The 23,350-nt window shown below is 43.8% G+C and carries 16 protein-coding genes; 5 read left to right on the top strand and 11 right to left on the bottom strand.

What is annotated here, in order from left to right:
- Positions 1-153 precede the first annotated feature (153 nt).
- Positions 154-2,772, bottom strand: a complete 2,619-nt coding sequence (pepN, locus tag NXS07_RS05980) for an aminopeptidase N (protein WP_038218455.1) — start codon at positions 2,770-2,772, stop codon at positions 154-156.
- Positions 2,773-3,172: 400 nt separating this feature from the next.
- On the opposite strand from pepN, the gene pncB reads away from it, so the two are divergent.
- From pncB to NXS07_RS06000, 4 genes are all read left to right on the top strand, one after another.
- Positions 3,173-4,387, top strand: a complete 1,215-nt coding sequence (gene pncB, locus NXS07_RS05985; protein WP_038208864.1) for a nicotinate phosphoribosyltransferase — start codon at positions 3,173-3,175, stop codon at positions 4,385-4,387.
- 206 nt (positions 4,388-4,593) lie between these two features.
- Entirely contained in the window at positions 4,594-5,994 is a 1,401-nt protein-coding gene (asnS, locus tag NXS07_RS05990; RefSeq protein WP_038218457.1) for an asparagine--tRNA ligase, read from the top strand.
- A gap of 307 nt (positions 5,995-6,301) precedes the next feature.
- Complete coding sequence (locus tag NXS07_RS05995) at positions 6,302-7,444, top strand: porin (protein ID WP_155271372.1); 1,143 nt, start codon at positions 6,302-6,304, stop codon at positions 7,442-7,444.
- 244 nt (positions 7,445-7,688) lie between these two features.
- Positions 7,689-8,879, top strand: coding sequence for an amino acid aminotransferase (locus NXS07_RS06000; RefSeq protein ID WP_258086360.1), 1,191 nt, complete (start codon positions 7,689-7,691; stop codon positions 8,877-8,879).
- 84 nt (positions 8,880-8,963) lie between these two features.
- Here NXS07_RS06000 and NXS07_RS06005 read toward each other — a convergent pair whose 3' ends face one another.
- The 10 genes from NXS07_RS06005 to cmoM form a co-directional block, all read right to left on the bottom strand.
- Positions 8,964-9,596, bottom strand: coding sequence for an MBL fold metallo-hydrolase (locus tag NXS07_RS06005; RefSeq protein WP_038223203.1), 633 nt, complete (start codon positions 9,594-9,596; stop codon positions 8,964-8,966).
- Positions 9,597-9,641: 45 nt separating this feature from the next.
- A complete protein-coding gene (gene mepK, locus NXS07_RS06010) occupies positions 9,642-10,190 on the bottom strand; it encodes a peptidoglycan L,D-endopeptidase MepK (protein ID WP_038223204.1) in 549 nt (182 codons plus the stop codon).
- Positions 10,191-10,599: 409 nt separating this feature from the next.
- Complete coding sequence (gene ldtD / locus NXS07_RS06015) at positions 10,600-12,318, bottom strand: L,D-transpeptidase (RefSeq protein ID WP_258086361.1); 1,719 nt, start codon at positions 12,316-12,318, stop codon at positions 10,600-10,602.
- Positions 12,319-12,573: 255 nt separating this feature from the next.
- Positions 12,574-13,287, bottom strand: a complete 714-nt coding sequence (gene aphA, locus NXS07_RS06020) for an acid phosphatase AphA (protein WP_258086362.1) — start codon at positions 13,285-13,287, stop codon at positions 12,574-12,576.
- A 122-nt stretch (positions 13,288-13,409) separates the two neighbouring features.
- Positions 13,410-14,045, bottom strand: a complete 636-nt coding sequence (locus NXS07_RS06025) for a CatB-related O-acetyltransferase (RefSeq protein ID WP_258086363.1) — start codon at positions 14,043-14,045, stop codon at positions 13,410-13,412.
- A 338-nt stretch (positions 14,046-14,383) separates the two neighbouring features.
- Positions 14,384-14,974 carry a GrpB family protein gene (locus NXS07_RS06030; protein ID WP_258086364.1) on the bottom strand — a complete coding sequence of 197 codons (591 nt, stop codon included), beginning with the start codon at positions 14,972-14,974 and terminating at the stop codon, positions 14,384-14,386.
- A gap of 99 nt (positions 14,975-15,073) precedes the next feature.
- A complete protein-coding gene (gene mukB, locus NXS07_RS06035) occupies positions 15,074-19,525 on the bottom strand; it encodes a chromosome partition protein MukB (protein WP_258086365.1) in 4,452 nt (1,483 codons plus the stop codon).
- Positions 19,522-20,244 carry a chromosome partition protein MukE gene (mukE, locus tag NXS07_RS06040; RefSeq protein WP_238097499.1) on the bottom strand — a complete coding sequence of 241 codons (723 nt, stop codon included), beginning with the start codon at positions 20,242-20,244 and terminating at the stop codon, positions 19,522-19,524. The genes mukB and mukE overlap by 4 nt, the downstream gene beginning before the upstream one ends.
- On the bottom strand, positions 20,225-21,547 hold the full coding sequence (gene mukF, locus NXS07_RS06045; RefSeq protein ID WP_038194933.1) for a chromosome partition protein MukF: 1,323 nt from the start codon (positions 21,545-21,547) through the stop codon (positions 20,225-20,227). The genes mukE and mukF overlap by 20 nt, the downstream gene beginning before the upstream one ends.
- Complete coding sequence (gene cmoM / locus NXS07_RS06050) at positions 21,544-22,329, bottom strand: tRNA uridine 5-oxyacetic acid(34) methyltransferase CmoM (protein WP_258086366.1); 786 nt, start codon at positions 22,327-22,329, stop codon at positions 21,544-21,546. The genes mukF and cmoM overlap by 4 nt, the downstream gene beginning before the upstream one ends.
- A gap of 153 nt (positions 22,330-22,482) precedes the next feature.
- Here cmoM and elyC point away from each other — a divergent pair, with 153 nt between their 5' ends.
- Complete coding sequence (gene elyC / locus NXS07_RS06055) at positions 22,483-23,289, top strand: envelope biogenesis factor ElyC (protein WP_258086367.1); 807 nt, start codon at positions 22,483-22,485, stop codon at positions 23,287-23,289.
- Positions 23,290-23,350: the final 61 nt, after the last annotated feature.

Raw genomic sequence — 23,350 nt, forward strand, 5'->3', positions numbered from 1 at the left:
CAATCTCCTGCGGGCGTAATGACAGGTCGGGGCGACTGTGAAATAAGCGCCGAGCATCTTAAAGAGATCCTGTCAAAATGTAAATGTGCGGGAAGATATTTTTCAATTTGCTGGCAAACATCCTCCGGCCAACGCCGGAGGAAAAACGACAACTCAGCTCTCAAGCGCCTTGGTGATTTTTTCAAATAAATCACCGGACAGGTTTTCTAACACTTTCAACTGCTCCAGAGTAGCACGCATCAAGGACTGGCGTGCCTCATCATAACGTTTCCAACGAATCAACGGTTCAATCAAACGTGACGCAACTTGCGGGTTCCGGCTGTTCAATTCAGTCAGAACTTCTTGCAGGAATTGATAACCACGGCCATCTTCAGCATGAAATGCCACAAGGTTATTAGCAAAAAACGTTCTCAGCAACGAATAAACCCGGTTTGGATTACTCAAACTGAAAGAACGGTTGTTCATCAAGCTACGGACTTTATCAAGTGCATCGAAAGCGGGATTAGTTGCCTGTAGGGCAAACCATTTATCCATGACCAGACCATCCTGATGCCAGCGCTGCTCAAACTCATCCATCAATTGGTAACTGCAAGGCAACTCAGCAGACATAGCGGCAGACAGCGCTGCGACGGTATCGGTCATATTATCAGCTTGATAATATTGTGCCGCCACTAATTGATCCACCTGTTCCTTGTCATCAATGAAGGCCAGATAATAGAGGCAGGTATTGCGTAACGCCCGTTTCGCAATATCTTGATGATCAACTCGGTATGCACCTGTGTGAATACTGTGGTAAACCGCAGTGAATTCATCCGCCATTTCGTTGGCCAATCCACGCGTTATTGCATGAAGCACGTCATGAATGGATTTTGGATCAATCACTGTGAACAATTCTGCCATTTCATTTTCAGACGGCAAGGTCAAGATTTGTGCTGCCAATGCCGGATCAATATCTTGATTCAATAATACCGCACGGAAAGCATCAATCACATGCATTGGCAACTCCAATGTCAGGGATTGCTGATAACGGGCAACATTCAGTTTCACATAATTAGCCAGCAGTGACTGTGCTGCATCCCAGCGGGAGAATTCATTAAGCGCATGTTTCATCAAAAATGCCAGTTGTGTATCACTGTATGGGTAATCCAGTTTCACTGGCGCAGAGAATTCACGTAATAAAGAAGGAACAGGCAATGATGGCACATCATCAAACACAAACGTCTGTTCTGCATTGATGATATTCAAAACATGATGTATTGGCTGACCATCACGGCGTAATGGGATCACACTGCCGTGCTCATCATAAAGCTCAATGTCCAGAGGGATATGCAGCGGCTGTTTCTCTTTCTGGTCAGACGTTGGCGGTGTCATCTGGCTGACATGCAAAGTATACTGCTGTTTTTCTGCATCATACTCGTCACGAACAGTCAAAATCGGTGTCCCTGACTGACTGTACCAACGGCGGAATAGCGTCAAATCGACATTTGAAGCATCTTCCATTGCCTGAACAAAATCATCACAGGTTGCTGCACTGCCATCATGACGGTGTACATAAAGCTGCATCCCCGCCTGAAATTGTTCTTCTCCCAATAGTGTGTGAATCATCCGAATCACTTCCGAGCCTTTTTCATAGACAGTCAGCGTATAGAAATTATTCATTTCCATCACTTGGTCAGGACGGATCGGGTGAGCCATCGGGCTGGCATCTTCGGCAAATTGAGCCGCACGCATGATACGCACGTTATTGATACGGTTGAAAGACCGTGAGCCCAAGTCAGAGCTGAATTCTTGATCACGGAATACCGTCAGCCCTTCTTTCAGGCTCAACTGGAACCAGTCACGACATGTGATCCTATTTCCTGTCCAATTATGGAAGTATTCATGGCCAATCACGGCTTCAATGCCAAGATAATCTTTGTCTGTCGCGGTTTCGGTTTTTGCCAGAACATACTTGGAGTTAAAAACGTTCAGCCCCTTGTTTTCCATCGCGCCCATATTGAAGAAATCAACGGCAACGATCATGAAAATATCAAGGTCATACTCTAAACCAAAGCGAGTTTCATCCCACTTCATCGAATTTTTCAGCGATGTCATCGCCCAATCGGTGCGATCCAAATTACCACGGTCAACAAACAACTCCAACGCGACTTCGCGGCCACTGCGGGTAACAAAAGTATCACGCAGGACATCGAAATCTCCCGCAACCAAGGCAAACAGATAGGCAGGTTTTGGGAATGGATCTTGCCACTTCACCCAATGGCGGCCATCACTCAGCTCTCCCTGCCCAATTCGGTTACCATTGGACAACAGATAGGGATATTTGGATATATCTGCTGCAATACGGGTAGTAAAACGAGCCAGAACATCCGGACGATCCAGATAATAAGTGATATTGCGGAAACCTTCTGCCTCACACTGAGTACATAGAGCATCGCCAGATATATACAGCCCTTCAAGCGCCGTGTTTGCTGATGGATAAATTTCATTCACAATTGTCAGGGTGAACTGGGCTGGCAACTGCTCAATGGATAATTTGCCATCCTGCTCGTGATAATGTTCCCACGCCTTATCGTCAATATGAATGCTTTTCAGAGTGAGATTTTCTCCATCCAAAATCAATGGAGTAGTATCATGGTTCAAGCGTTTTACTTGACTGATTGCCGTCACAGTTGTTTTATCGGCATGCAGATCAAAGTCGAGATCGATGTCCGTAATCGTGTAATCTGGTGCTTGATAATCCAGACGATGTTTAACGAGTCGCTGTTGTGTCATAGGGAACCTTTTTCATTACTTTTAATCGGCATATTGATAACATCTGTATAACTTCAGCCATAAGATGCTAGCATACTCCGTTTCCATAGAAATTTTCCAATCTCTAACGCTGCCATAGAGATCCCATCCTTTCAATCATGAAACCTCTTTTTTCGGATGTTAATCAATCATTAAATAAAGGTGTAAATTATGTAAGCAGGATATTAGTACTTTCGTACGAATTGTCATCTCATATCTCATGTAACATGATATTATCTGCAGATGGATTAACCTTAATCGTTACTGTCCGGAAAAATATATGCGGTTATGTGGCTTTAATAACAAAATAATCACGGTATACTCTTCCGACTTTATCGATTTAGCAGACACGAATATGCTCCGCGAGGATGCCTAACGCGCCATGACTTTAGACGCTACCCCGATTATCAAATCACTGCTTGATACTGATGCCTATAAATTTCATATGCAGCAAGCAGTGTACCACCATTACAGGCATATTCCTGTCGTTGCGGAATTTCGCTGCCGTGGTGATGAACTGCTCGGCGAATATGCCGAGACGTTACGCCATCAGATTGACATGATGGCTGATCTAACACTGACAGAACGTGAAGCTAATTATCTTGCCAGCCTTCCGTTCTTTAAAGAGGATTACCTGAACTGGTTCAAATTATTCCGTTTTAATCCTGAACAAGTCAAAATATCCGTTACCGATGAAGGTCAACTGGCTATCCGTATCTCAGGCTTATGGCATGAGGTTATTCTGTGGGAAGTCCCTTTATTGGCACTGATTAGCGAACTGGTTCATCGCCACCGTTCTCCGGAAATAAAACCGGAAGTGGCCGTCAGCCAGCTCAGGAAACTGATTGAGCTATTCCATCAAGACGCGGCGGAAAAAAATATCGATCTGGCCGGTTTCAAACTGATGGACTTTGGTACCCGCCGTCGTTTTTCACACGAAGTACAGTATGCCATCGTCAATGAGCTGAAAAACAATTTCCCTTATCTGATCGGAACCAGTAATTACCAACTGGCAGAACAGCTTAGTCTGACTCCTCTTGGTACACAGGCTCATGAATGGTTTCAAGCTCATCAGCAGATTAGCCCGGAGCTTGCTAACAGCCAGCGAGCAGCATTGCAAACTTGGCTGAGTGAGTATCCAGCTCAGCTGGGCATTGCCCTGACAGATTGCATTACCATGGATGCTTTCCTGCGGGATTTTGACAAAACCTTTGCTACCGCCTACCAAGGCTTGCGCCATGACTCCGGTGATCCTATCGAATGGGGTGAAAAAGCGATTGCCCACTACCAATCACTGGGTATCGACCCAATGACGAAAACATTGGTATTTTCGGACAGTCTGGACTTGCAGAAATCCTTGAAGCTGTATCGCCGTTTCCACAAGAGAATCAATGTCATGTTTGGCATTGGCACTCGGCTGACCTGCAATATTCCGGGGGTAAAACCACTGAATATCGTTATCAAACTTGTGGAATGCAACGGCAAACCAGTGGCAAAACTTTCGGACAGCCCTGGAAAAACCATCTGTGAAGATGATGAATTTGTCGATAGGTTACGTAGAGCGTTTGACATTCCCTACATAGAAAAAGCAGTATAATCTTCGCTAATTGTCCCTTGTGTAACCAGCTTCATGCTGGTTACACAAGTAAAAAGCCGCTTTTCCCTGTTTTTCCCCATTCAAACTCACAATTTCTGCTTGTTTCCTGAGATATGGCAAGTAAGATAGAAGATCTGCTCCTGATGGGGCATTTACGGTAAATCTATCTAACTATCTAATTCACTATATAAAGAAGAGAGAAATTTATGAGCGTTGCGCCTGTAGTCGATGTACTGCAAGGCCGCGTCCCGGTTGACAGCGAAGTCACCGTCCGCGGTTGGGTACGTACAAGGAGAGATTCTAAAGCTGGTATCTCGTTCCTCGCCGTCTATGACGGTTCCTGCTTTGATCCAGTACAGGCCGTCGTTAATAGTAATTTACCTAATTATCAGGATGAAGTTCTGCATTTAACCACTGGTTGTTCTGTGGAAATCACCGGTACAGTCGTGGCATCACAAGGCAAAGGCCAAAGCTTTGAGCTGCAAGCCACCAACGTGGTTGTAGTCGGCATGATAGACGATCCTGATACTTATCCAATGGCGGCCAAACGCCACAGTATCGAATATTTGCGTGAAGTCGCCCACTTGCGCCCACGCACAAACCTGATTGGTGCGGTTGCTCGCGTTCGCCATACACTGTCACAAGCCCTGCACCGTTTTTTCCATGAGAAAGGCTTCTTCTGGGTATCTTCCCCGCTGATTACCGCATCGGATACCGAAGGTGCTGGCGAGATGTTCCGCGTTTCTACATTGGATCTGCAAAACCTGCCACGCACCGATAAAGGCGACGTGGATTTCAGCAAAGATTTCTTCGGACGTGAAGCCTTCCTGACCGTATCGGGTCAGTTGAACGGTGAAGCTTACGCCTGTGCATTGAGCAAAATCTATACCTTCGGCCCGACTTTCCGTGCTGAAAACTCCAATACCAGCCGTCACTTGGCAGAATTCTGGATGCTTGAGCCAGAAGTGGCTTTTGCCGATCTGAACGATATCGCCAGTCTTGCCGAAGAGATGCTGAAATATGTCTTCAAGGCAGCATTGGAAGAGCGTGCTGATGATTTAGCATTCTTTGCAGAACGTGTTGACAGTGAAGTTGTCAGCCGTTTAGAGAAATTTGTTGATTCCGATTTCATTCAATTGGATTACACCGATGCCATTGAAATTCTGGAGAATTGTGGCCAGGAATTCGAGAACCCTGTTTTCTGGGGGGTTGATCTGTCATCAGAACATGAACGTTATCTGGCGGAGAAACATTTCGAAGCGCCAGTGATCATGAAAAACTATCCAAAAGACATCAAAGCCTTCTACATGCGTATGAATGAAGATGGCAAAACCGTTGCGGCCATGGACGTTCTGGCACCGGGCATCGGTGAAATCATTGGTGGCTCTCAGCGTGAAGAGCGTTTGGATATGCTGGATCAGCGCATGGAAGAAATGGATCTGAATAAAGAAGATTACTGGTGGTATCGTGATCTGCGCCGTTATGGCACCGTTCCTCATGCGGGTTTTGGTTTAGGCTTCGAGCGTCTGGTCGCTTATGTGACTGGCGTGTCCAATGTGCGTGATGTTATTCCATTCCCACGGACACCAAGAAACGCAAGTTTCTAATGAATCAGCTCAATAATTGGGCAAAAATTAATCCATTGAAAAGCCAACGAAAGTTGGCTTTTTACATTTTATGGTTCAAGCCGGACGAAAAAAGTTCCCTAAAATTTACATTTTGAAATATCTATTTACAAATTGTTACCAATTATTCGATTTTGTAGCATTTTGAGGGTAGATAAAATTCATTACCAATGGAACACTGGTCGCCGACTAATAAGACACTCAATGTCCATAAATAGTTCCAAAAATTTTTAGTGTTCTATTTCTGGCAGTGGCCGGTGTCAACATAACACCAATGAGGGTAATAATAATGAAACGCAATCTTCTTGCAGTGGTAATCCCAGCTCTGCTGGTCGCTGGTACAGCTAACGCGGCTGAAATTTATAACAAAGACGGCAACAAAATCGACGTTTACGGTAAAGTAGACGTTCGTCATATGTTCGGTAAGTCTAAAGACTACAAAGCAGACAAAGAACATGGTGATGATTCCCGCGCACGTCTGGGCGTTAAAGGCGAAACTCAGATCAATGATCAGCTGACTGGTTTTGGTCGTTATGAAACCGAGTGGAAATCTAACGGTACAGAAGCAGCAGGCAGCGGCTATAAAACTCGTCTGGCCTACGCTGGTCTGAAATTTGCCAACTATGGTTCACTGGATTACGGCCGTAACTACGGTGTAATTTATGATACTGCTGCATGGACTGACGTTCTGCCTCTGTTTGGTGGCGATTCCATGGCTCAAACTGACAACTACATGACCGGTCGTTCTACTGGCCTGTTAACTTATCGTAACAATGACTTCTTCGGTCTGGTTGATGGTCTGAACTTTGCTCTGCAATATCAAACCAAAAACCACGAAAATACCATTAACGATCGTAAAAAATTATCAGAAGCTAATGGCGATGGTTACGGCCTGTCTACTTCTTATGATGTCGGTTACGGTATCACTCTGGGTGCTGGCTATTCAAACTCTGCACGTACCAAAGGCCAGAAAGATTCTGAAGCATCAGGTAAACGTGCTGAAGCATGGGATATCGGTGCAAAATATGATGCCAATAACGTTTATCTGGCAGCATTGTATGGCGAAACCCGTAACATGACTAGATTCGGCAAAGATCTTATTGTCGAAGACAACGATTTTGGCAAAAGCATCGCTAACAAAACTCAGAACATTGAATTGGTTGCCCAGTATTACTTCTCTGACTTCGGTCTGAAACCATCTCTGGCTTATGTTCAGTCTAAAGGTAAAGATCTGGATCTGGGTGAAAGTGAAAACAGAAACAACCAAGATCTAGTTAAATACGTTTCTGTAGGTACTTACTACTACTTCAACAAAAACCTGTCTACTTTCGTTGATTACAAAATCAACCTGTTGAACAAAAATAAGTTCACTAGAAACGCAGGTATCAGCACTGACAACGTATTTGGTGTGGGTCTGACTTACCAGTTCTAATTACAGTTGATGAATTGTTTAGCTCAAAGTTAAACAAAACCATCTCTGAAAAGCAGCGCTTAGGCGCTGCTTTTTTACGTTTTACTTTACTGTTTTTTATGACCTTTTTTTCACTCCGTAAACTACTTCACAAGATTGTCTTCTTTTTGCTACAAATTGTTGGCAAACGAGTTTCTTGGAGTTACCCTGAGCAGCGTATAACTTATTTTTTGGGCTTAACTCTCCGAGTCTTGGAATCAAAAAAATGTTTGAAAAAATTACAGCCGCACCTGCCGACCCTATTCTTGGTTTAGCGGATAGCTTTAAAGCTGATCCTCGTGAAAATAAAATCAATCTGGGTATCGGTGTTTACAAAGACGAAACTGGTAAAACCCCTGTCCTGACCACCGTTAAGAAAGCAGAAAAATTCCTGCTGGAAAACGAAACCACCAAAAATTATCTGGCAATTAGTGGGTTACCTGAATTTGGCCGCGTCACTCAGGAACTACTCTTCGGCAACACCAGCGCTATCATTACTGACAAACGTGCCCGTACTGTACAAAGCCCAGGCGGAACCGGTGCACTGCGTACTGCTGCTGATTTTATTGCTAAACAGACCAATGCAAAACGTGTCTGGATCAGTAATCCAACATGGCCAAACCATAAAGGCGTTTTCTCTAGCGCTGGGTTAGAAATCCGCGAATACCAATATTACAATGCAAAAAAACACGCTCTGGATTTTGATGGCATGCTGGCTAGCCTGTCTGAAGCTCAAGCGGGTGATGTTGTTCTGCTTCACGGTTGCTGCCATAACCCAACCGGTATCGATCCAACGGCTGAACAGTGGCAGGAACTGGCAGATTTATCTGCGGCAAACGGCTGGCTGCCCGTGTTTGACTTCGCTTATCAGGGTTTTGCCAGAAATTTGGATGAAGATGCAGAAGGCCTGCGTATTTTTACCAAAAACCATAATGAACTGATCGTTGCCAGCTCTTACTCCAAAAATTTTGGCCTGTACAATGAGCGTGTAGGTGCCTGCACCATCGTTGCAACTGACAGCGATACCGCAGAAAAAGCATTCAGTCAGGCGAAATCTATTGTTCGTACTAACTACTCTAACCCACCGGCACACGGCGCTTCTGTTGTTACTGCAATTCTGTCTAATGACGAACTGAAAGCAGAATGGATCCAAGAACTGGCGACTATGCGTGAACGCATTCGTCGTATGCGCCAGCTGTTTGTGAACACCTTGCAGGAAAAGGGTGCGAAACAAGACTTTAGCTTTATTATTAGCCAAAATGGTATGTTTTCATTCAGCGGTCTGACTAAAGAACAAGTTGACCGTCTGCGTGAAGAATTCGGTATTTATGCGGTCAGCTCTGGGCGCATTAACGTAGCGGGCTTAACACTGGAGAACATGGTTCCTCTGTGTGAAGCTATTGTTGCAGTACTCTAGTTTTTCTGAGTACCAAGATCTCCCTCAATCACAAAGCCGCTGAAAAAGCGGCTTTTATCTTCCGAGCAATTAAAAACGCATCAATCAATCTTGCAGGAATGGATTAGTTTTACGTTCATGACCCAATGTTGACATCGGCCCATGTCCGGGAATAAAGTGGAAATCATCACCTAATGGAATTACTTTTTCTTTAATGGATTGAATCAAATCATCATAATTACCACCCGGAAAATCCGTGCGGCCAATACTGCCCTTAAACAACACATCTCCCATTGATATTAATTTATCGGTATGATTGACAAAGATGATATGCCCTGGTGTATGCCCTGGGCAATGCAAAACAGAGAATTCGATATTACCAATCTGCAATGTATCCCCTTCATCCAACCAGCGTTCTGGTGTAAAAGATGGACATGCCTCAACACCAAACATCTGGCATTGAACTTCCAGCGCTTCTATCCAAAAAGCATCTGCTTTATGTGGCCCATGAACAGGAACATTGAAGTATTTAGCAACGTCAACAGTAGCGCCAACATGATCATAGTGGCCATGAGTTAACAGAATTTGCGTTAATTTCAGTCCACGTCTCTCTATTTCAGAAATAAGTTTTTCAGCCTCACCACCAGGATCAACAATTGCCGCTTCCAGAGTTTCCTCACACCAGATCAACGTACAATTTTGCATCACCGTAGTTACAGGGATAATGTGGTAATTCATTATATTGTTTAACTCCACGATCAAGACAAATGCCTGATAATAAGATTACCACGTCCTGACTGGGCCTGTATCTATATGAATAAAATTACTCTTTGGGTAAAACCCAACGCCCCCCGCTCTCATCTTCAGTGCAGCTTTACGAATATGCGCGAGCTGAACACTATCGATATGAAAATCCATTGCTTGCCCACGGGTATGATAGCTACGTTTTGCGACACCACCGCTAGCCTGACGCAACATATTATTTGTCGCCAATGAACGATAACCAGACACCAATTGAACAGGTTTATTTATTCCTATCATCATTTGCAATAAATAAATCTGATCAAACAGTTTCGGATCAATAGATTTGATTTTATTTTGGCGATAATCGCGGAATAAATAATTCAAACGAGCCAATTCTGACTTGTTATAACGGCGACCATCAAAAAATTCTGCTTTGAGTGTTTCCCCCGTGTGCAAATTATCAAAACGTAAAATTCTAGGACGTGGCGTTGTCAATGCGGCCAATGCGTGTTGAGGTAATAAACTTAACCCCAACGCAGCTGCACCTACACCAAGCCACTTTCGGCGGCTATAGTCAATATCATTCATGGATTAATATGCCCTGCTATTCTATGATGTATTAATAATTTCTAAACTAGGTGACTCATTGAGTCTAACCGACTAATAAGACAGCAACAAACAAAAAGTAGTTTCAATAATTTTTGTATATTACTGTAAATTTACCAGTCAGTAATTGTGACCAATCTAACATAATAAAAATAATATTAAACATAGATGAAATATTAATGATGTCGTGTTATTACAAAATTTTATCCATCTGAATCATGATAAATTTTTCAATAGCAGAGAAAAAAATCATATTAAGAAAAGGTAATCATAAGGAAAAATAGAGTCAAAAGACTGGATAAGGAGAAAATAACAGTGAGGAAAATAGCGCTATTTCCCTCACTGTACAGATATTAATTTTAAATTTTCTTCTTTCATTCATTATAGAAAATTATAAATCATTTCGAGTTGCCAGGATCTCGGGTAAAAGCTCAGATTGCTCTCTGGCACTCATATCATAATCATAAATATCTGCGCGGTATTGAGGCACTCCTCCTTCATCGACCCACGCCGTTTGATAATAGAGAAATACCGGAATTTTCTTCGGAATATTCACATATGCTGTTGTCCACGTTTTTAAGGAATTACTTACCCGATCCTTATTCCAACCTGCATTCCCCAACAACATATTAGCCAATTCAGGAGCCTTATTAACACGTACACAACCTGAACTGACCGCTCTCATTTCCCGGCCAAATGAAGCCTGATTTGGCGTATCATGCAAATAAATCGCTTCTGAGTTTGGCATGTTGAACTTAAAACGCCCTAGTGAATTAGTTGGACCAGGCGCCTGCCGTATACGATAAGGAAAATTATTTGGCGTAGTCACTTCCCAGTTAATTGATGAAGGATCGATAACCTTGGCATCATTGCTCCAACTGGAAAAAACGGTATAACCACGACTACGAAAATAACTAGGGTCACGCATTGCTCTAGGTGCAATATCCTTCCGTGTCATACTGGTAGGAACAGTCCACGGTGGATTAATCACCACATTATTCAGCTCACTACTCATGATAGGCGTTTTTCTGCTCGGTCTCCCGACAACGACTTTAGAATTCAATACTTCTTTACCATCCAAGTAATAAAATAATGAGTAGTTGGGAATATTGACCAGAATACCCGTAGGAATATTACCTGGGATAATACGCAGCCTCTGTATATTCAATGCCATAATTCGAGCGCGGGTTTGTGGCGTAGTATTCAGCCATAATTTCGTCGACTGCCCAATAACACCATCAGCCGATAATCCATGTAAAGCTTGAAAACGTTTTACGGCAGCCACTAATTCTTTAGTGTAAACCTTGTTTTCAGGTTTGACTGTTGACGAATCCAAAGTATCGAAACGAATTAATATTTCCCTTAACGCCACAACACTTTCACTATTTTGCCCCGGTCTTAATGTTCCTTTCATTGAAAATTCAGACAACTGCTGTTTATCAGCCAATTGTTTCAGCATCTCCTTACGCATATTTTTATACATAGGGTTATCTGGTGATAACGCAGTGATGTAAGAAAGTACATGATTATCAGTAATATACTGTTGCCATTTATCAATTAAATCAGAAGGCGGTAAATCAAGCTTATAAGAATTTTTACTGTATAACCACGGCTCCCCTTTTCTCTTAACATTATTGACAAAATGCAGATAACCCAACATGGCATCTGATAAAATAATATCACGCCCCATATCACTTAATTCAGCAGAATGAAGTTGAGTCAGCCACTTTCCAAACTGGGGTTGAACCCCGGCCAATGATAGTTCAAATAATTGCTGTTCAAACTGTTGAACCGTATTTTTATCTTGCCATAGCGGTTTCATTTTATTGACTGCATATAACGTTGCCAAACGGTCAATGAATATTGGTTTTACTTGTTGCGGCAACCAACTTTGTATCTGTTTTCGATTTGCTTCAATAGAATTCACTGCAGATATAGGAATAATCTGATCCGGTGAAGCAACTACGTCTTCCTTTTTTTGTTCCTCCGAAAATTGTTGGGTATCATTTACTATCAGTCCATTTTGTTGACTTGCAAAGGTTCCTTCTGATACCGCCAACGCGCTACAGATAAAAGAAACTTTCAGTAACCTGACCGTGTTCTTCGCCATAAGACCTCACCTTACCTTATTATGCATGCAGCTATCCAATGACTTATTTTAATTATCGGTAGACTTGTTTTATCGAGAAAGAATAGTGGTAATTATATACATAATTATCTATTAAGATAGAAGCATATCATCATAGCCAATCACCTCGGGTAAAAAAAAGTTTTTATTATAATAAATTAGCTTATGTTAGCACTAAAAAAGAAAAAGGCACCTTAAGTGCCTCTAACTAAAGTTCATTCTGTAAAATTTTTCAGATTAATACTCGGATTTAATGACTACTTCTTCCCCAAAGCGGCCAGCTTTAGGCAGGGGCTGATAAGAAGAATTTGATGCTCTCAGAATACGGATACCTCTGATATTCAGTTCATGGGCAGCAGCAATATCTGCATCTGCATCGCCATAGTAGAGTTTTAATTTATGTTCTTTCATCCAGCTAACTTTATTATTTTTGCCTGGCTCATCACCTGCAAAAATAACGGCATTCATTTTGTCAGCAGGAATATGTAGGTCTTTCTGCAAATATTTGGTCACTGTTTCTGTTTTAGTTTTTGTACGTCCTGTAATGAAATAAATATTATCTCCCCGTTTTAAGTGCATCTGAACCAATTCAATACCGATTTGTTTCGGCATACTGAATTCATCCCATTCATTATTCATTTTTTCCCAAAATGCCGGATTTTTCAGATAGCTATTGTCATTTGGTGAATATTTCAATTTACCACGATAAAAACCAGGACTGGAAAACAATACAGTGTCATCGATATCAAACCCTATCGCCATTGGCGGCTGATCTTGCAGGCTTTTTTCAATCTGATCGACTGAGACCCAATGCACCGCCTGGCGCTGCGAAAGTTCTACTGTAGTCACTCCTGAACTGACTGATTCTGGCATTTGTACTTTCGCCTGTACGACACTGTTTAAGCTAAAAACAAACGCAATAGCACTGAATACTAACGTTACTTTACGCATCGTTATTCCTTTTTATATTGATCATAACGATGTGAGATAATAAACGTTCTTATCGCATTAAAATGAGATACACTGCACAATAACATGAGGTTACAATTTATTCATAGACTCATTATAATCCTTTATTTATTAAAAGAATAATAAGCTGATTCAAGGGAATCTATATCATCCCCTTTCAAATAAGGGAGCAATTTTTCCACCATCTCTTCATCCAGATCATAAATTTTCAACGCCAACAATCTCGATATAACAGAGGGTTCAAAACGATATTTAATGAATCGGGCAGGATTTCCACCCACTACGGTATACGGAGAAACATCTTTCGTGACAATACTCCCCGCAGCAACAACCGCTCCCTCTCCAATCGTGACGCCAGGCATGATCATTGAACGCATACCAATCCAACACCCATCAGACAAAATTGTATCACCGGAATGTTGATAGGATTCTTTAATACCTTCCAAAAAAGGATAGACAGAAAACCAGTCCATTCGATGAGTATGATTGCCTCCCATAAGAATGACAGCTTCTGATGCAATACAGACATAATTTCCTATGTAAAGCTTATCAACGACACCTAAAGGTTCCCACCCAAGACTGATTTCATCACCATGAAGATAACGAACAACACTCTTCTCAAAACTATCACTCCAGCAGTGACTATAATAACTATGCGTACCTTTAATCTTTATATTGGGGTTAGTTACTGTTGAATGTAAGTATTCAACTTGTGACCAATGCTTTTGGTTTCCATTCATAAATAATTACCTAAAGAAATAGTAAATTAAAAATCATTCCCTATACAGCTCAATCACCCTAACAAATGCTATAACTGCTTGTTGGTCTCTATACGTTGAAATGTATATCTGTGATAAAGAAAAACTTAATTGATACGTCTGAAAAAATTTTCTTCAAACTATATTCAGATCATACTCCACCAGATCATATTATGATTGATTTTATGATGTTGAATAAGTAGTTATTTTTCGATTATCGAAAATAATAAATACATAGGTTTTTCAAAGGCAATATGGCTGTTTGTTTTACCCGAATAAGCACAAACAAAATATAACAATGTCAGCACAACAGTCATAAATTATGACAATAATCCCTGAATTTGAAATATACTCTGGTAAATCTCACGTACAACCTGTTCTTTTCTCTGATTATAGTGCATTACCTGACTGACATTATCTTTGGCGTTTATCTTCGCAGCCATATATCGTTGACAATCTTCAGGATGTTCTCTGAGCCAATTGCGAAACAAAATATGGCGAATGTGTTCAGGGCAATCTGGACCAAAAACATGAAGGTTGGCTCGTGGTTTTGCCAACCGTAGACAGCGATGTTGATAAAAACTCGGTTCACGCACCGTTAAGTCATAACCAAGCTGCTCCAGCGCCGGAACATAAGTTTGTTCCTGAATTGGATCTAGCACAATCAGATCGATATCAATAACCGGCTTGGCTGCAAGACCAGGAACTGCGGTTGAACCAACGTGCTCAATATGCAAGACAATGTTTCCCAGTGCTTTCTTGATAGACGCAGAGAGTTGCTGCCATGTAACTACCCATTCAGGATTATATGCCACAACACCTATCACCTCTTCAACAGGTTTACCATGCACCCAAGGATTTTCATTAGGATCTGGCTCTGGAAAAAAGATAATGTCTTTAGGATTTATCATTAATTCACTCCTTATTTTTCTATCTATACCCAATGGATTAAAAGAGATCATATCCAATATGACCTCTTTGCACGATAGAAACATCACCCAACGCCAGAATTACTCTTCCAAGATGGGTTGAGGCTGTTCAATGGCGGGAGCATCCTGTCCAAAACCACGCAGACCAACGACATGCACATGTTCATGATTATTAAATATTTTACGTACTAATTTATACGTTGTACCTTTTTCTGGGCTGATGTTTTCCGGCGCTGCGATAATTAACTGCATCTGCAAACGTTCGCACAGTTCAAACAGCGTAGCGATTGATTTCGCATCCAAACGCGCCGCTTCATCAAGGAACAACAGACGGCATGGTGATATGTCTTTACCACGCAGACGCCGTGATTCCTCTTCCCAACTCTGCACGACCATAACCAGAATTGACATCCCTGTACCAATGGCTTCACCCGTAGACAATGCTCCACTTTCAGCTTTGAGCCAACCATCAGAGCCACGGTTGACTTCAACGTCCAATTCGAGGTAGTTACGGTAATCCAGTAATTCTTCACCAATGGTCTGCGGTAAACGCTGCCCCATGTCAATTTGTGGGTTCAGACGCTGGTAAAGTTTCGCCATCGCTTCCGAGAAAGTCAGACGCTGGCTCTTGAACAGATCCTGATGTTGCTCCTGCTGTTCGGAAAGCACATCCAGCAAAATGGAATGGCTTTCACGTACATTGACGTTCAAACGCACTCCTCCTACCTGACCAAAAGAAACAGCCTGCAATCCCTGATTCAACATGCGAATACGGTTTTGCTCGCGCTGAATTGTCTTGCGAATGATATTGGCCACACTCTTGGAACTGATCGCCAGTTTTTGTTCACGCGCCATCAATTCTTCCGTCAAACGAGCCAGTTCAATTTCCATCTGTTCAATGGCATCAACCGGATCATCAGTACGGATAATATCTTGGCGGATACGCTCACGCAGATGTTGATAAACAGCAACGAAAAATTGAATTTTACGTTCTGGACGTTTGGGATCTTCAGACAAACGCAGTGCATCACGCAAGTGTTCATTATCTGCCACCGCCAGACGCAATGCCCCCAGCGCTTTATCCGACATTGAACGCAGCTCATCTCCATTCATATAGGCCAGTTCGCGGCGATGGAGGCGACGTTCGACACCATTATCTTTCACCATCCGCATAACAGCACACCAGCCGGCTTTTGAAGAAACCACCTGCTCGCGTTTCTGATAATAGTCACGCTCAGATTTACGCAATTTCTTCTGGAGGTTATCCATTTCGGCTTCACAGAATGCGATCTGTTTCTCAAGCTGGTTGATGCGGGAACGATTGGTGCTCAAGGCAGCGTGAAGCTGATCGCGACGTTCACGGGCACGACTTTCTGCATTCGGATCGGCCTGAACACCGATGTCTTTCATTTCCTGCTCAAGTTCCTTCAACATATCCTGCTTAGTGTCATAGGAACTCTTCAATGAGGCCAATACTTGATTAAATTGGGCGTATTGTGATTGCTGCTGGCGCAATTGTTCACGGGCACGGCTGCGATCAGACTCCGCATGTTCAAGGCGCTGGCGCAATTTATCATTCAGATCAGCATTGTCACTGAGCATTCCTACAGAATCGCTATAGCTGAAATGTGCACGACGCTGCACCACTTCCGTCAAAGCAAAAGCTTGCTGTTTCGCTTTATTCTGGGTGTGCTTCGCCGTCTCATAATCCTGCTTCAACTGCTCATGCTGCTGTGGATCGCTTTGCAGGACAGAAACCAGCGGTTCGAGTTTGTTCAGTGCATTACTATGCTGTTGCAAAAAACGAGCCGCATCTTGTGCTTCACTCATTTCTTCACGCACCGTTTCTACACGGTCAATCAGCGTTTCATCCAGCAAGAGGGTGATTTGTGGGATCAGGCGGTTCAGCGCTGACAGACTCTCTTTTACCTGAGCCAGTTTCTGGTGATGCTGTTGAGTCTGTGCTTCAAATTGAGAGAGTTCGCGCTCCAGTTCAATTCGCTGCTGATTTAAGCTACGAATATCAGCTTCTGGATCGTCATCAAATGCAACTGACAGATGTTTGCCCACAAAACGGCTGAAAGCCTGATAGGCGCGCTGGATTTTCTGGACGTCAAACGAAAGCGTTGCATAGCGTTCTGCCAGCGTATCACGTTCAAAGTTCAGTATTTCCAGACGATTTTCCCTTGCAGCCCTTCCAAACAGCGGAACGTCAGGATAACGGGAATAACGCCACTGACGATCCGATGATTTCACCAGAACAGCATTTTTCCGCTCTTCGAAATCCAAGACGCTATCATCGAAGGATTGCGGATCACCTTCGATCAGATAGAGATCTTCTGGGCAATCTTCCAGTGCTTCCAGATGTGGACTTACCAACGAAAGATCCGGCACAACTATGGCATGACGGGCTGGCCCGTACAATGCGGAGAAATAAGGCGCATCATCAATGGTGATGTCATCATAAATTTCTGACAGCAAAACACCACCAAAACGTTCCGCTAATGCAAGCAATCTGCTGTCTTCGGCACCACTTGGCTGGCTCAAACGCTCAATATGCTTTTCAAGCTCACGTTTCTGTGCTGCTACATCGTCACGTTCGACGGTAGTTTCGCGTTCTTGCTCCAGCAATTGTTGCATGTATTCAGTGACATCATTGGCACTTTCGAACGTTTCGTCGCTCTGTTCACAAAGTTGGTTCAATGCATCCTGTGCCGTCAGCCAAACTGGTGCCCGTGTTGTCAATCCCTGAATTTTCTGCTTAAGTTGTTCCAGTTGCTGACGCATCTGCATACGGCGCTCGCCGCTTTCACTGGCATTTAGGCTTAACTCTTCCAACTGGGCTTCCAATTCGCCCTGCAACGCTTCTAAATCTTCCGGCTGATATTGCTGGTTGTGGCGCTTGCAGAATTCCCCCAGTAAGCGCTCTGCATTTTGCTGGCTGTTCAGGCGCTGTTCCAATTCAGCTAATTGAATACGCAGAGGCTGAACACGATCCGCCAGATGGCGTTGGGATGGCCATTCGCGCAGTACTTCACGGGCACTTTGCCATGCTGCGCTACGGCTCACCTCACCAACAATATTTTTCACCAGTTGATAAGCCTGCTCAAACTGACTATGGGCAGCATCTGCCACACTCAGCTTCTGCTCCAACGCCAGCAAGGTTTCAGTCGCTTGTTGTTCTTTGGCCTGATAGGTTTCCTGCCACTCATCAGCATTCTCTATCAATAAATCAGGGAGCTGACAAAGCTCACAGGCACGTTCCAGTGCTTGCAGCGCCTGTTGATATTGGATCGAGCGAGTTTGTTGAACATCCAACGCCTGCTGGTAATCAGCAAGCTGACTTTTTAATTCATCAACTTCCTGTTCAGCCGCCTCAGACACAGTGTCATATTCTGCCTGTAACTCTTTCGCTTCTTCGACAACTTCAGTCTGTTCTTCCAGGCGATAAGTCAGCTCTTCAATATCTCCTTGATAACGATCTATTTTCTCCTGCTGACGCATGGCCGTCTGAACTAAATTCAGATGATCGCTAGCCGCCTGATAATCCATCTCCAAATCAGAAGACGCACCACTCTGTTCCGTAAGCTCCCGTGCTATTTCAACATGGCGATACTGTTCAGCCACTAATTGACGGCGGCTACCAAACAATTCACTGCGCAAAGCCAAGGCTTCATCCAGATGGATACGGCGCTCATTGGTATGACGCATGTAGTCAGCAGAAACATAAGCTGTCGCTTCCGTGATGAGATGTTTAAACAGATCGCGATCAGATTGGGTAACGCGGATTGCTTCCAGCGTGATGCGGTTTTCACGCAGTGCCGCTTCCATGTCCTGAAACGCTTTTCTAACGCCACTATTTTCTGGCAGTAAGTAATCACGCAGTGAGCGAGTGATGGCGCTGGAAATACCACCATATAGCGATGCTTCTATCAGACGGTAAAACTTACTACGGTCACTGGCTGAACGCAGACGTTTTGGAATCACTCCCAAATCAAACATCAGGGAATGGTAGTCGGTGATAGAGTTAAATTGTTTGAATTGAACGCCTTCCATCTCATCAAGGCGCTCTTTCAGCTCATTTAATGGCAGAACCCGCGCCTGACGTTCGCCAATATTTTCGGTCAATAACTGCGTTGGCTGTACTGATGCAGGGACACCCTGGATCATGAATGGTTTGATATCAACCTTGCGGTCACGCCCGGCAACCTGCTGTAAGCGAACCCCCGCAATGATCCGCTGGTGGCGAGAGTTAACGACATCCAGCGTGGAATAACAGACCCCGGCACGCAGTTTACCGTGCAAGCCTTTATCACGGGAGCCACTGGTTGCGCCCGCTTCCGTGGTGTTTCGGAAATGAAGCAGCGTCAAGTCAGGGATCAACGCTGTCACAAACGCTGCCATCGTGGTGGATTTACCTGCACCATTACCACCGGATAAGGTGGTCACGAGTTCGTCAAGATCAAACGTTCTGGCAAAAAAACCGTTCCAGTTAACTAGCGTCAGTGAGCGAAATTTACCGCGTTCAATCATGACTGTTTACCCTCCGCACCTTCTGCTGAATGCTCTGATACTTCTTCGTGTTCATTATCTTCCTGCGATAAATTGCCTTCCACCGGCATCGCTTCACCATCACGGATCATTCGTAATTGTGCTTCGCGTGGGTCGTCACCACTGCGTACATCTGCACCAAAGCGGAATACCGTTTCAGTAATCGTAAATTTATTGCTGTCATTTTGCAGAAAATAGGCCATCCCCAAACGGCGCAGGCGGTTTAAGGAAGTCCGTGCTTTTTCCTGTAGTTTTTGTTTATCCAGATCGGAACCTGTCGAACGTTGGTTCACCAATTTCATCAGCTTACTTTCGTCAGCGAGCGACAATAGCTCGTCATACAGTTCCTGAAAGGTAAATATTCCCTGATTGGACAGACGTTCTGGGCTGAGATAGAGGTAACACAGGATTTTACCTACCATCATGTCCATTTCAGACAGGACAGATCGAGGGATCAGCGTCGTTGAGCGCGGACGCAGGTAGAAAAAACCTTCTGGTGCACGGATTAACTCAACATTATAGCGAGCATAAAACGTTTCCAGCTCCTCCTGAAAATCCATCAGGAAAGCATGATTATCAAGATCATCCATCCCAATATGACGCCCTGAACGAAGTTGGCTGTCTAATTCAGGAAAAAGTGTGTTGGATAATGCCTGAGCCAGTTTGACTGGCATAAATTGTTCAATATGTGTCGATGACATGTGCCTGCACCTTGGCTCCGTAATCATTAATCGCTAACCATTCCGCTGGCAACCCAGAGAAATCCGCTTCTGCAACGCCCAGCCGTACTGCCTGATCCACCAGAATACGCGCCACATCGAAATGGCGGTTACGTGGATATTGAGCAAGATAATCGCGCAGTACTGCCCCCAAATCTAATGGGAGCCTGGCCTGTTGGTAGACTGCCAGTGCTCGTGCCACCATCTCGGCCAACTGTTCGTTGATTTCACTAAATTCTTCATATTCCATGTCTGGCGGTAATTCTCCCATTACCTCTTCATTGCGCAATGTCAGTTCTTCGTCGCGCATATCCAGCAAACGCTCTGCATTGGCGATGGTCAGCGCCCACGGATGATCAAAATAGTGTTGGATAGATTGGCGGAGACGTTGAGCAAATATGCGGTTCTTATCCATATCGATAGCGGTACGGATAAATTTGTGAACATGGCGATCATAGCCAATCCAGAGATCGATAGCCTGTTGCCCCCAGCTAATAATGCGGTCGAGTTTACTTTGCAGATCAAAAACCAGTTTATCCACCAATTCTAAGCCACCGCTGCCCATATTAGCATCCTGAATACGCAGTAGATTGGCCTGTAATTTATCACCAGCAGCTTCCAGCGTATCTTGGAGCTCTCTCAATGTGCCCGACGTTTCAGACAGTAAATGCTCGCAATTAGCGATAGCAGCCTGCCAATCTTGGTTGAGGAGTGCAGCAATGTCTGTTTTTACGCTGTTTTGCTGTTCATCCATAGTACGCTGTGACATATCGATGCTGTCAAAAATTTCAGCGACAGAATATTTGAGCGGCGCAAAAACATTGCGGTGCCAATGGAACTCATCGCCGCCTTCTTCAGCAGATTCAGCCGCCCGATGTAGTTCGTTGGCAACAATGGATAACTGCATGGAAAGGCGCAACGTGGAAAATTCGCGCTGGCGAATATAATAGTCACTGATACCAATACCCAATGGCGTCAACCGATAGATAGCATTGCCATCCGCTAATTCACTGGTAAAGCGGTTAATCAGCTTTTGGCGTACCATATCGTTAATGGCATTATTCGCCCGGACAGCAACCGCCTCTGACGTTTGTTCAAAACCTTTGCAAACTTCACGGAACGCATCAACCAACTCTCCCTCGCTCATTTCGCCATCAAAACGTTCGCTGTTCAGCACTGAGATTGCCATCAAAAAAGCCAAGCGTTCCGGTGGCAACGAAATCGAAAAATCATTCTTTCTGGCCCAGGACACAAGTTCAGGAACAGTCTGGGAATATTCACTCATAATTCACTCTTTAAAGTCGGCTTGCGTGCCATCACATGAATGTAACGCCCCAGGCTGATATAGGGCTCCTGTCTGCAATAACGTTGTTCAAGTTCAAGCAACGCCGGAAAATCTGTATTTTGTAATTGGCGGCTTTGCAGGTAGTCGTGAAAAACCCTGACGCCTGTTTTGCCTGTTATTTCCATATTGAGTTCAATAAGCCACTGATATACCTGTTCGGGTACTAATGGATTCTGTGGCGATAAAGAACGCTTTCGGCGACGCTGAATATTTGGCGTTGCCAAATGAAAGTTACCCAATATGGCATTACGCATGACCAGTCCATTAGCATTATAAAACATTAATGAAAGTGCTCCACCGGGTGTTATTATCTCCCCCAATGTTTCTATCGCATCTTTTTGGTCAGTGATCCATTCCAATACGGCATGAAATAGAATTAAATCGACGGGTTGTCTAATGTGTTGACCAATATCCTGTACCGGGCTTTGGATAAATTGCATCTGATGGAGAACACCCCGCTCCTGTGCATTACATTTCGCCCGCAGGATCATTTCTTCAGAGAGGTCACATAATATGACCTGATGGCCTAATTCAGCCAGTTGGCAAGCCATGTTTCCTTCACCGCCTCCCGCATCCAAAATGCGCAGAGGGCGCTGAGGTAAATGATTCAGCAATTCGTTGATATCCTGCCAGACAACGGCCTGCCTGATTTTACCCTTGGTTGTGCCGTAAATATTACGTGAAAATTTGTCTGCAATATCATCGAAATTGCGATCCCGCATGAAAAACTGCCTCACTGATAAGCTAAGTTTAATTTATTTATTGAGTAATAATGCTGGCTACTGTTATTTTGGCACAGTAATCATTGAATTCACTACTTTTAGCCCTAAATTCGACCCTGGGCGGCTATAATTCCACCAAACCAAGGCCAATCAATGTTATTTCTGCTTAAAAAATATGTTGGCGCGCTATTAATGCCTTTGCCTTTGATTATTCTTGTTTCTTTGACAGCCCTGCTATTTCTGTGGTTCACCCGCTGGCAAAAAACGGGTAAAGCCATACTGTCACTGAGTTGGATTGCGCTACTTTTATTTAGTTTACAGCCGATTGCTGACAAACTTTTACTTCCTATCGAAGGGAAGTATGTTCAACGCTATGAGCCTGACAAAGCATATACTGCCCCCGTAAAATACATTGTTGTTCTCGGGGGCGGTTTCACTTACAACTCACAATGGGCGCCCAGTGCCAACCTTATCAGTAATAGTCTGCCCAGAGTCACCGAAGGTATTCGGTTATATCACCTTAATCCTGGCACTAAAATGATTTTCACGGGCGGTAAAGGCGTTAATTCAATTAGTAGTGCCGAAATCGCTGCTATGGTAGCACAATCTTTGGGAATTCCTGTAGAAGACACGATTGCATTAAGAAAACCTTTAGATACGGAAGAAGAAGCTGCTGAAGTTGAAAAAGTGCTTGGGCAACAACCTTTTATTCTGGTCACTTCCGCCAATCATATGGAACGGTCGCTCAAGTTCTTCGAACGGCGTGGTATGCACCCTATCGCAGGCCCTGCCAATCAACTGGCTGTGACAACTCCACTATATGCATGGGAAAAATACATTCCATCCGCCTATTATTTTTCACATACGGAACGAGCTTGGTATGAAACGCTGGGTAAAATTTGGCAGGCAATAAAGCCAGTAAATAAAGAGGCAGCAACCGAGAAATCAGAGAACTCTTAATAGAAAACAGTGAGAGCCAAAATCATACTGAAAAAAGAGAATGCCGCTTCCGCGGCATTCT

The organism is Xenorhabdus bovienii, assembly GCF_024721015.1.
GTDB classification, from domain to species: Bacteria; Pseudomonadota; Gammaproteobacteria; order Enterobacterales; family Enterobacteriaceae; genus Xenorhabdus; species Xenorhabdus bovienii.

Excerpts from the sequence above, each read along its gene's own strand:
- pepN (WP_038218455.1), bottom strand. The coding sequence starts at position 2,772 with ATGACACAACAGCGACTCGTTAAACATCGTCTGGATTATCAAGCACCA.
- pncB (WP_038208864.1), top strand. The coding sequence starts at position 3,173 with ATGACTTTAGACGCTACCCCGATTATCAAATCACTGCTTGATACTGAT.
- asnS (WP_038218457.1), top strand. The coding sequence starts at position 4,594 with ATGAGCGTTGCGCCTGTAGTCGATGTACTGCAAGGCCGCGTCCCGGTT.
- NXS07_RS05995 (WP_155271372.1), top strand. The coding sequence starts at position 6,302 with ATGAAACGCAATCTTCTTGCAGTGGTAATCCCAGCTCTGCTGGTCGCT.
- NXS07_RS06000 (WP_258086360.1), top strand. The coding sequence starts at position 7,689 with ATGTTTGAAAAAATTACAGCCGCACCTGCCGACCCTATTCTTGGTTTA.
- NXS07_RS06005 (WP_038223203.1), bottom strand. The coding sequence starts at position 9,596 with ATGAATTACCACATTATCCCTGTAACTACGGTGATGCAAAATTGTACG.
- mepK (WP_038223204.1), bottom strand. The coding sequence starts at position 10,190 with ATGAATGATATTGACTATAGCCGCCGAAAGTGGCTTGGTGTAGGTGCA.
- ldtD (WP_258086361.1), bottom strand. The coding sequence starts at position 12,318 with ATGGCGAAGAACACGGTCAGGTTACTGAAAGTTTCTTTTATCTGTAGC.
- aphA (WP_258086362.1), bottom strand. The coding sequence starts at position 13,287 with ATGCGTAAAGTAACGTTAGTATTCAGTGCTATTGCGTTTGTTTTTAGC.
- NXS07_RS06025 (WP_258086363.1), bottom strand. The coding sequence starts at position 14,045 with ATGAATGGAAACCAAAAGCATTGGTCACAAGTTGAATACTTACATTCA.
- NXS07_RS06030 (WP_258086364.1), bottom strand. The coding sequence starts at position 14,974 with ATGATAAATCCTAAAGACATTATCTTTTTTCCAGAGCCAGATCCTAAT.
- mukB (WP_258086365.1), bottom strand. The coding sequence starts at position 19,525 with ATGATTGAACGCGGTAAATTTCGCTCACTGACGCTAGTTAACTGGAAC.
- mukE (WP_238097499.1), bottom strand. The coding sequence starts at position 20,244 with ATGTCATCGACACATATTGAACAATTTATGCCAGTCAAACTGGCTCAG.
- mukF (WP_038194933.1), bottom strand. The coding sequence starts at position 21,547 with ATGAGTGAATATTCCCAGACTGTTCCTGAACTTGTGTCCTGGGCCAGA.
- cmoM (WP_258086366.1), bottom strand. The coding sequence starts at position 22,329 with ATGCGGGATCGCAATTTCGATGATATTGCAGACAAATTTTCACGTAAT.
- elyC (WP_258086367.1), top strand. The coding sequence starts at position 22,483 with ATGTTATTTCTGCTTAAAAAATATGTTGGCGCGCTATTAATGCCTTTG.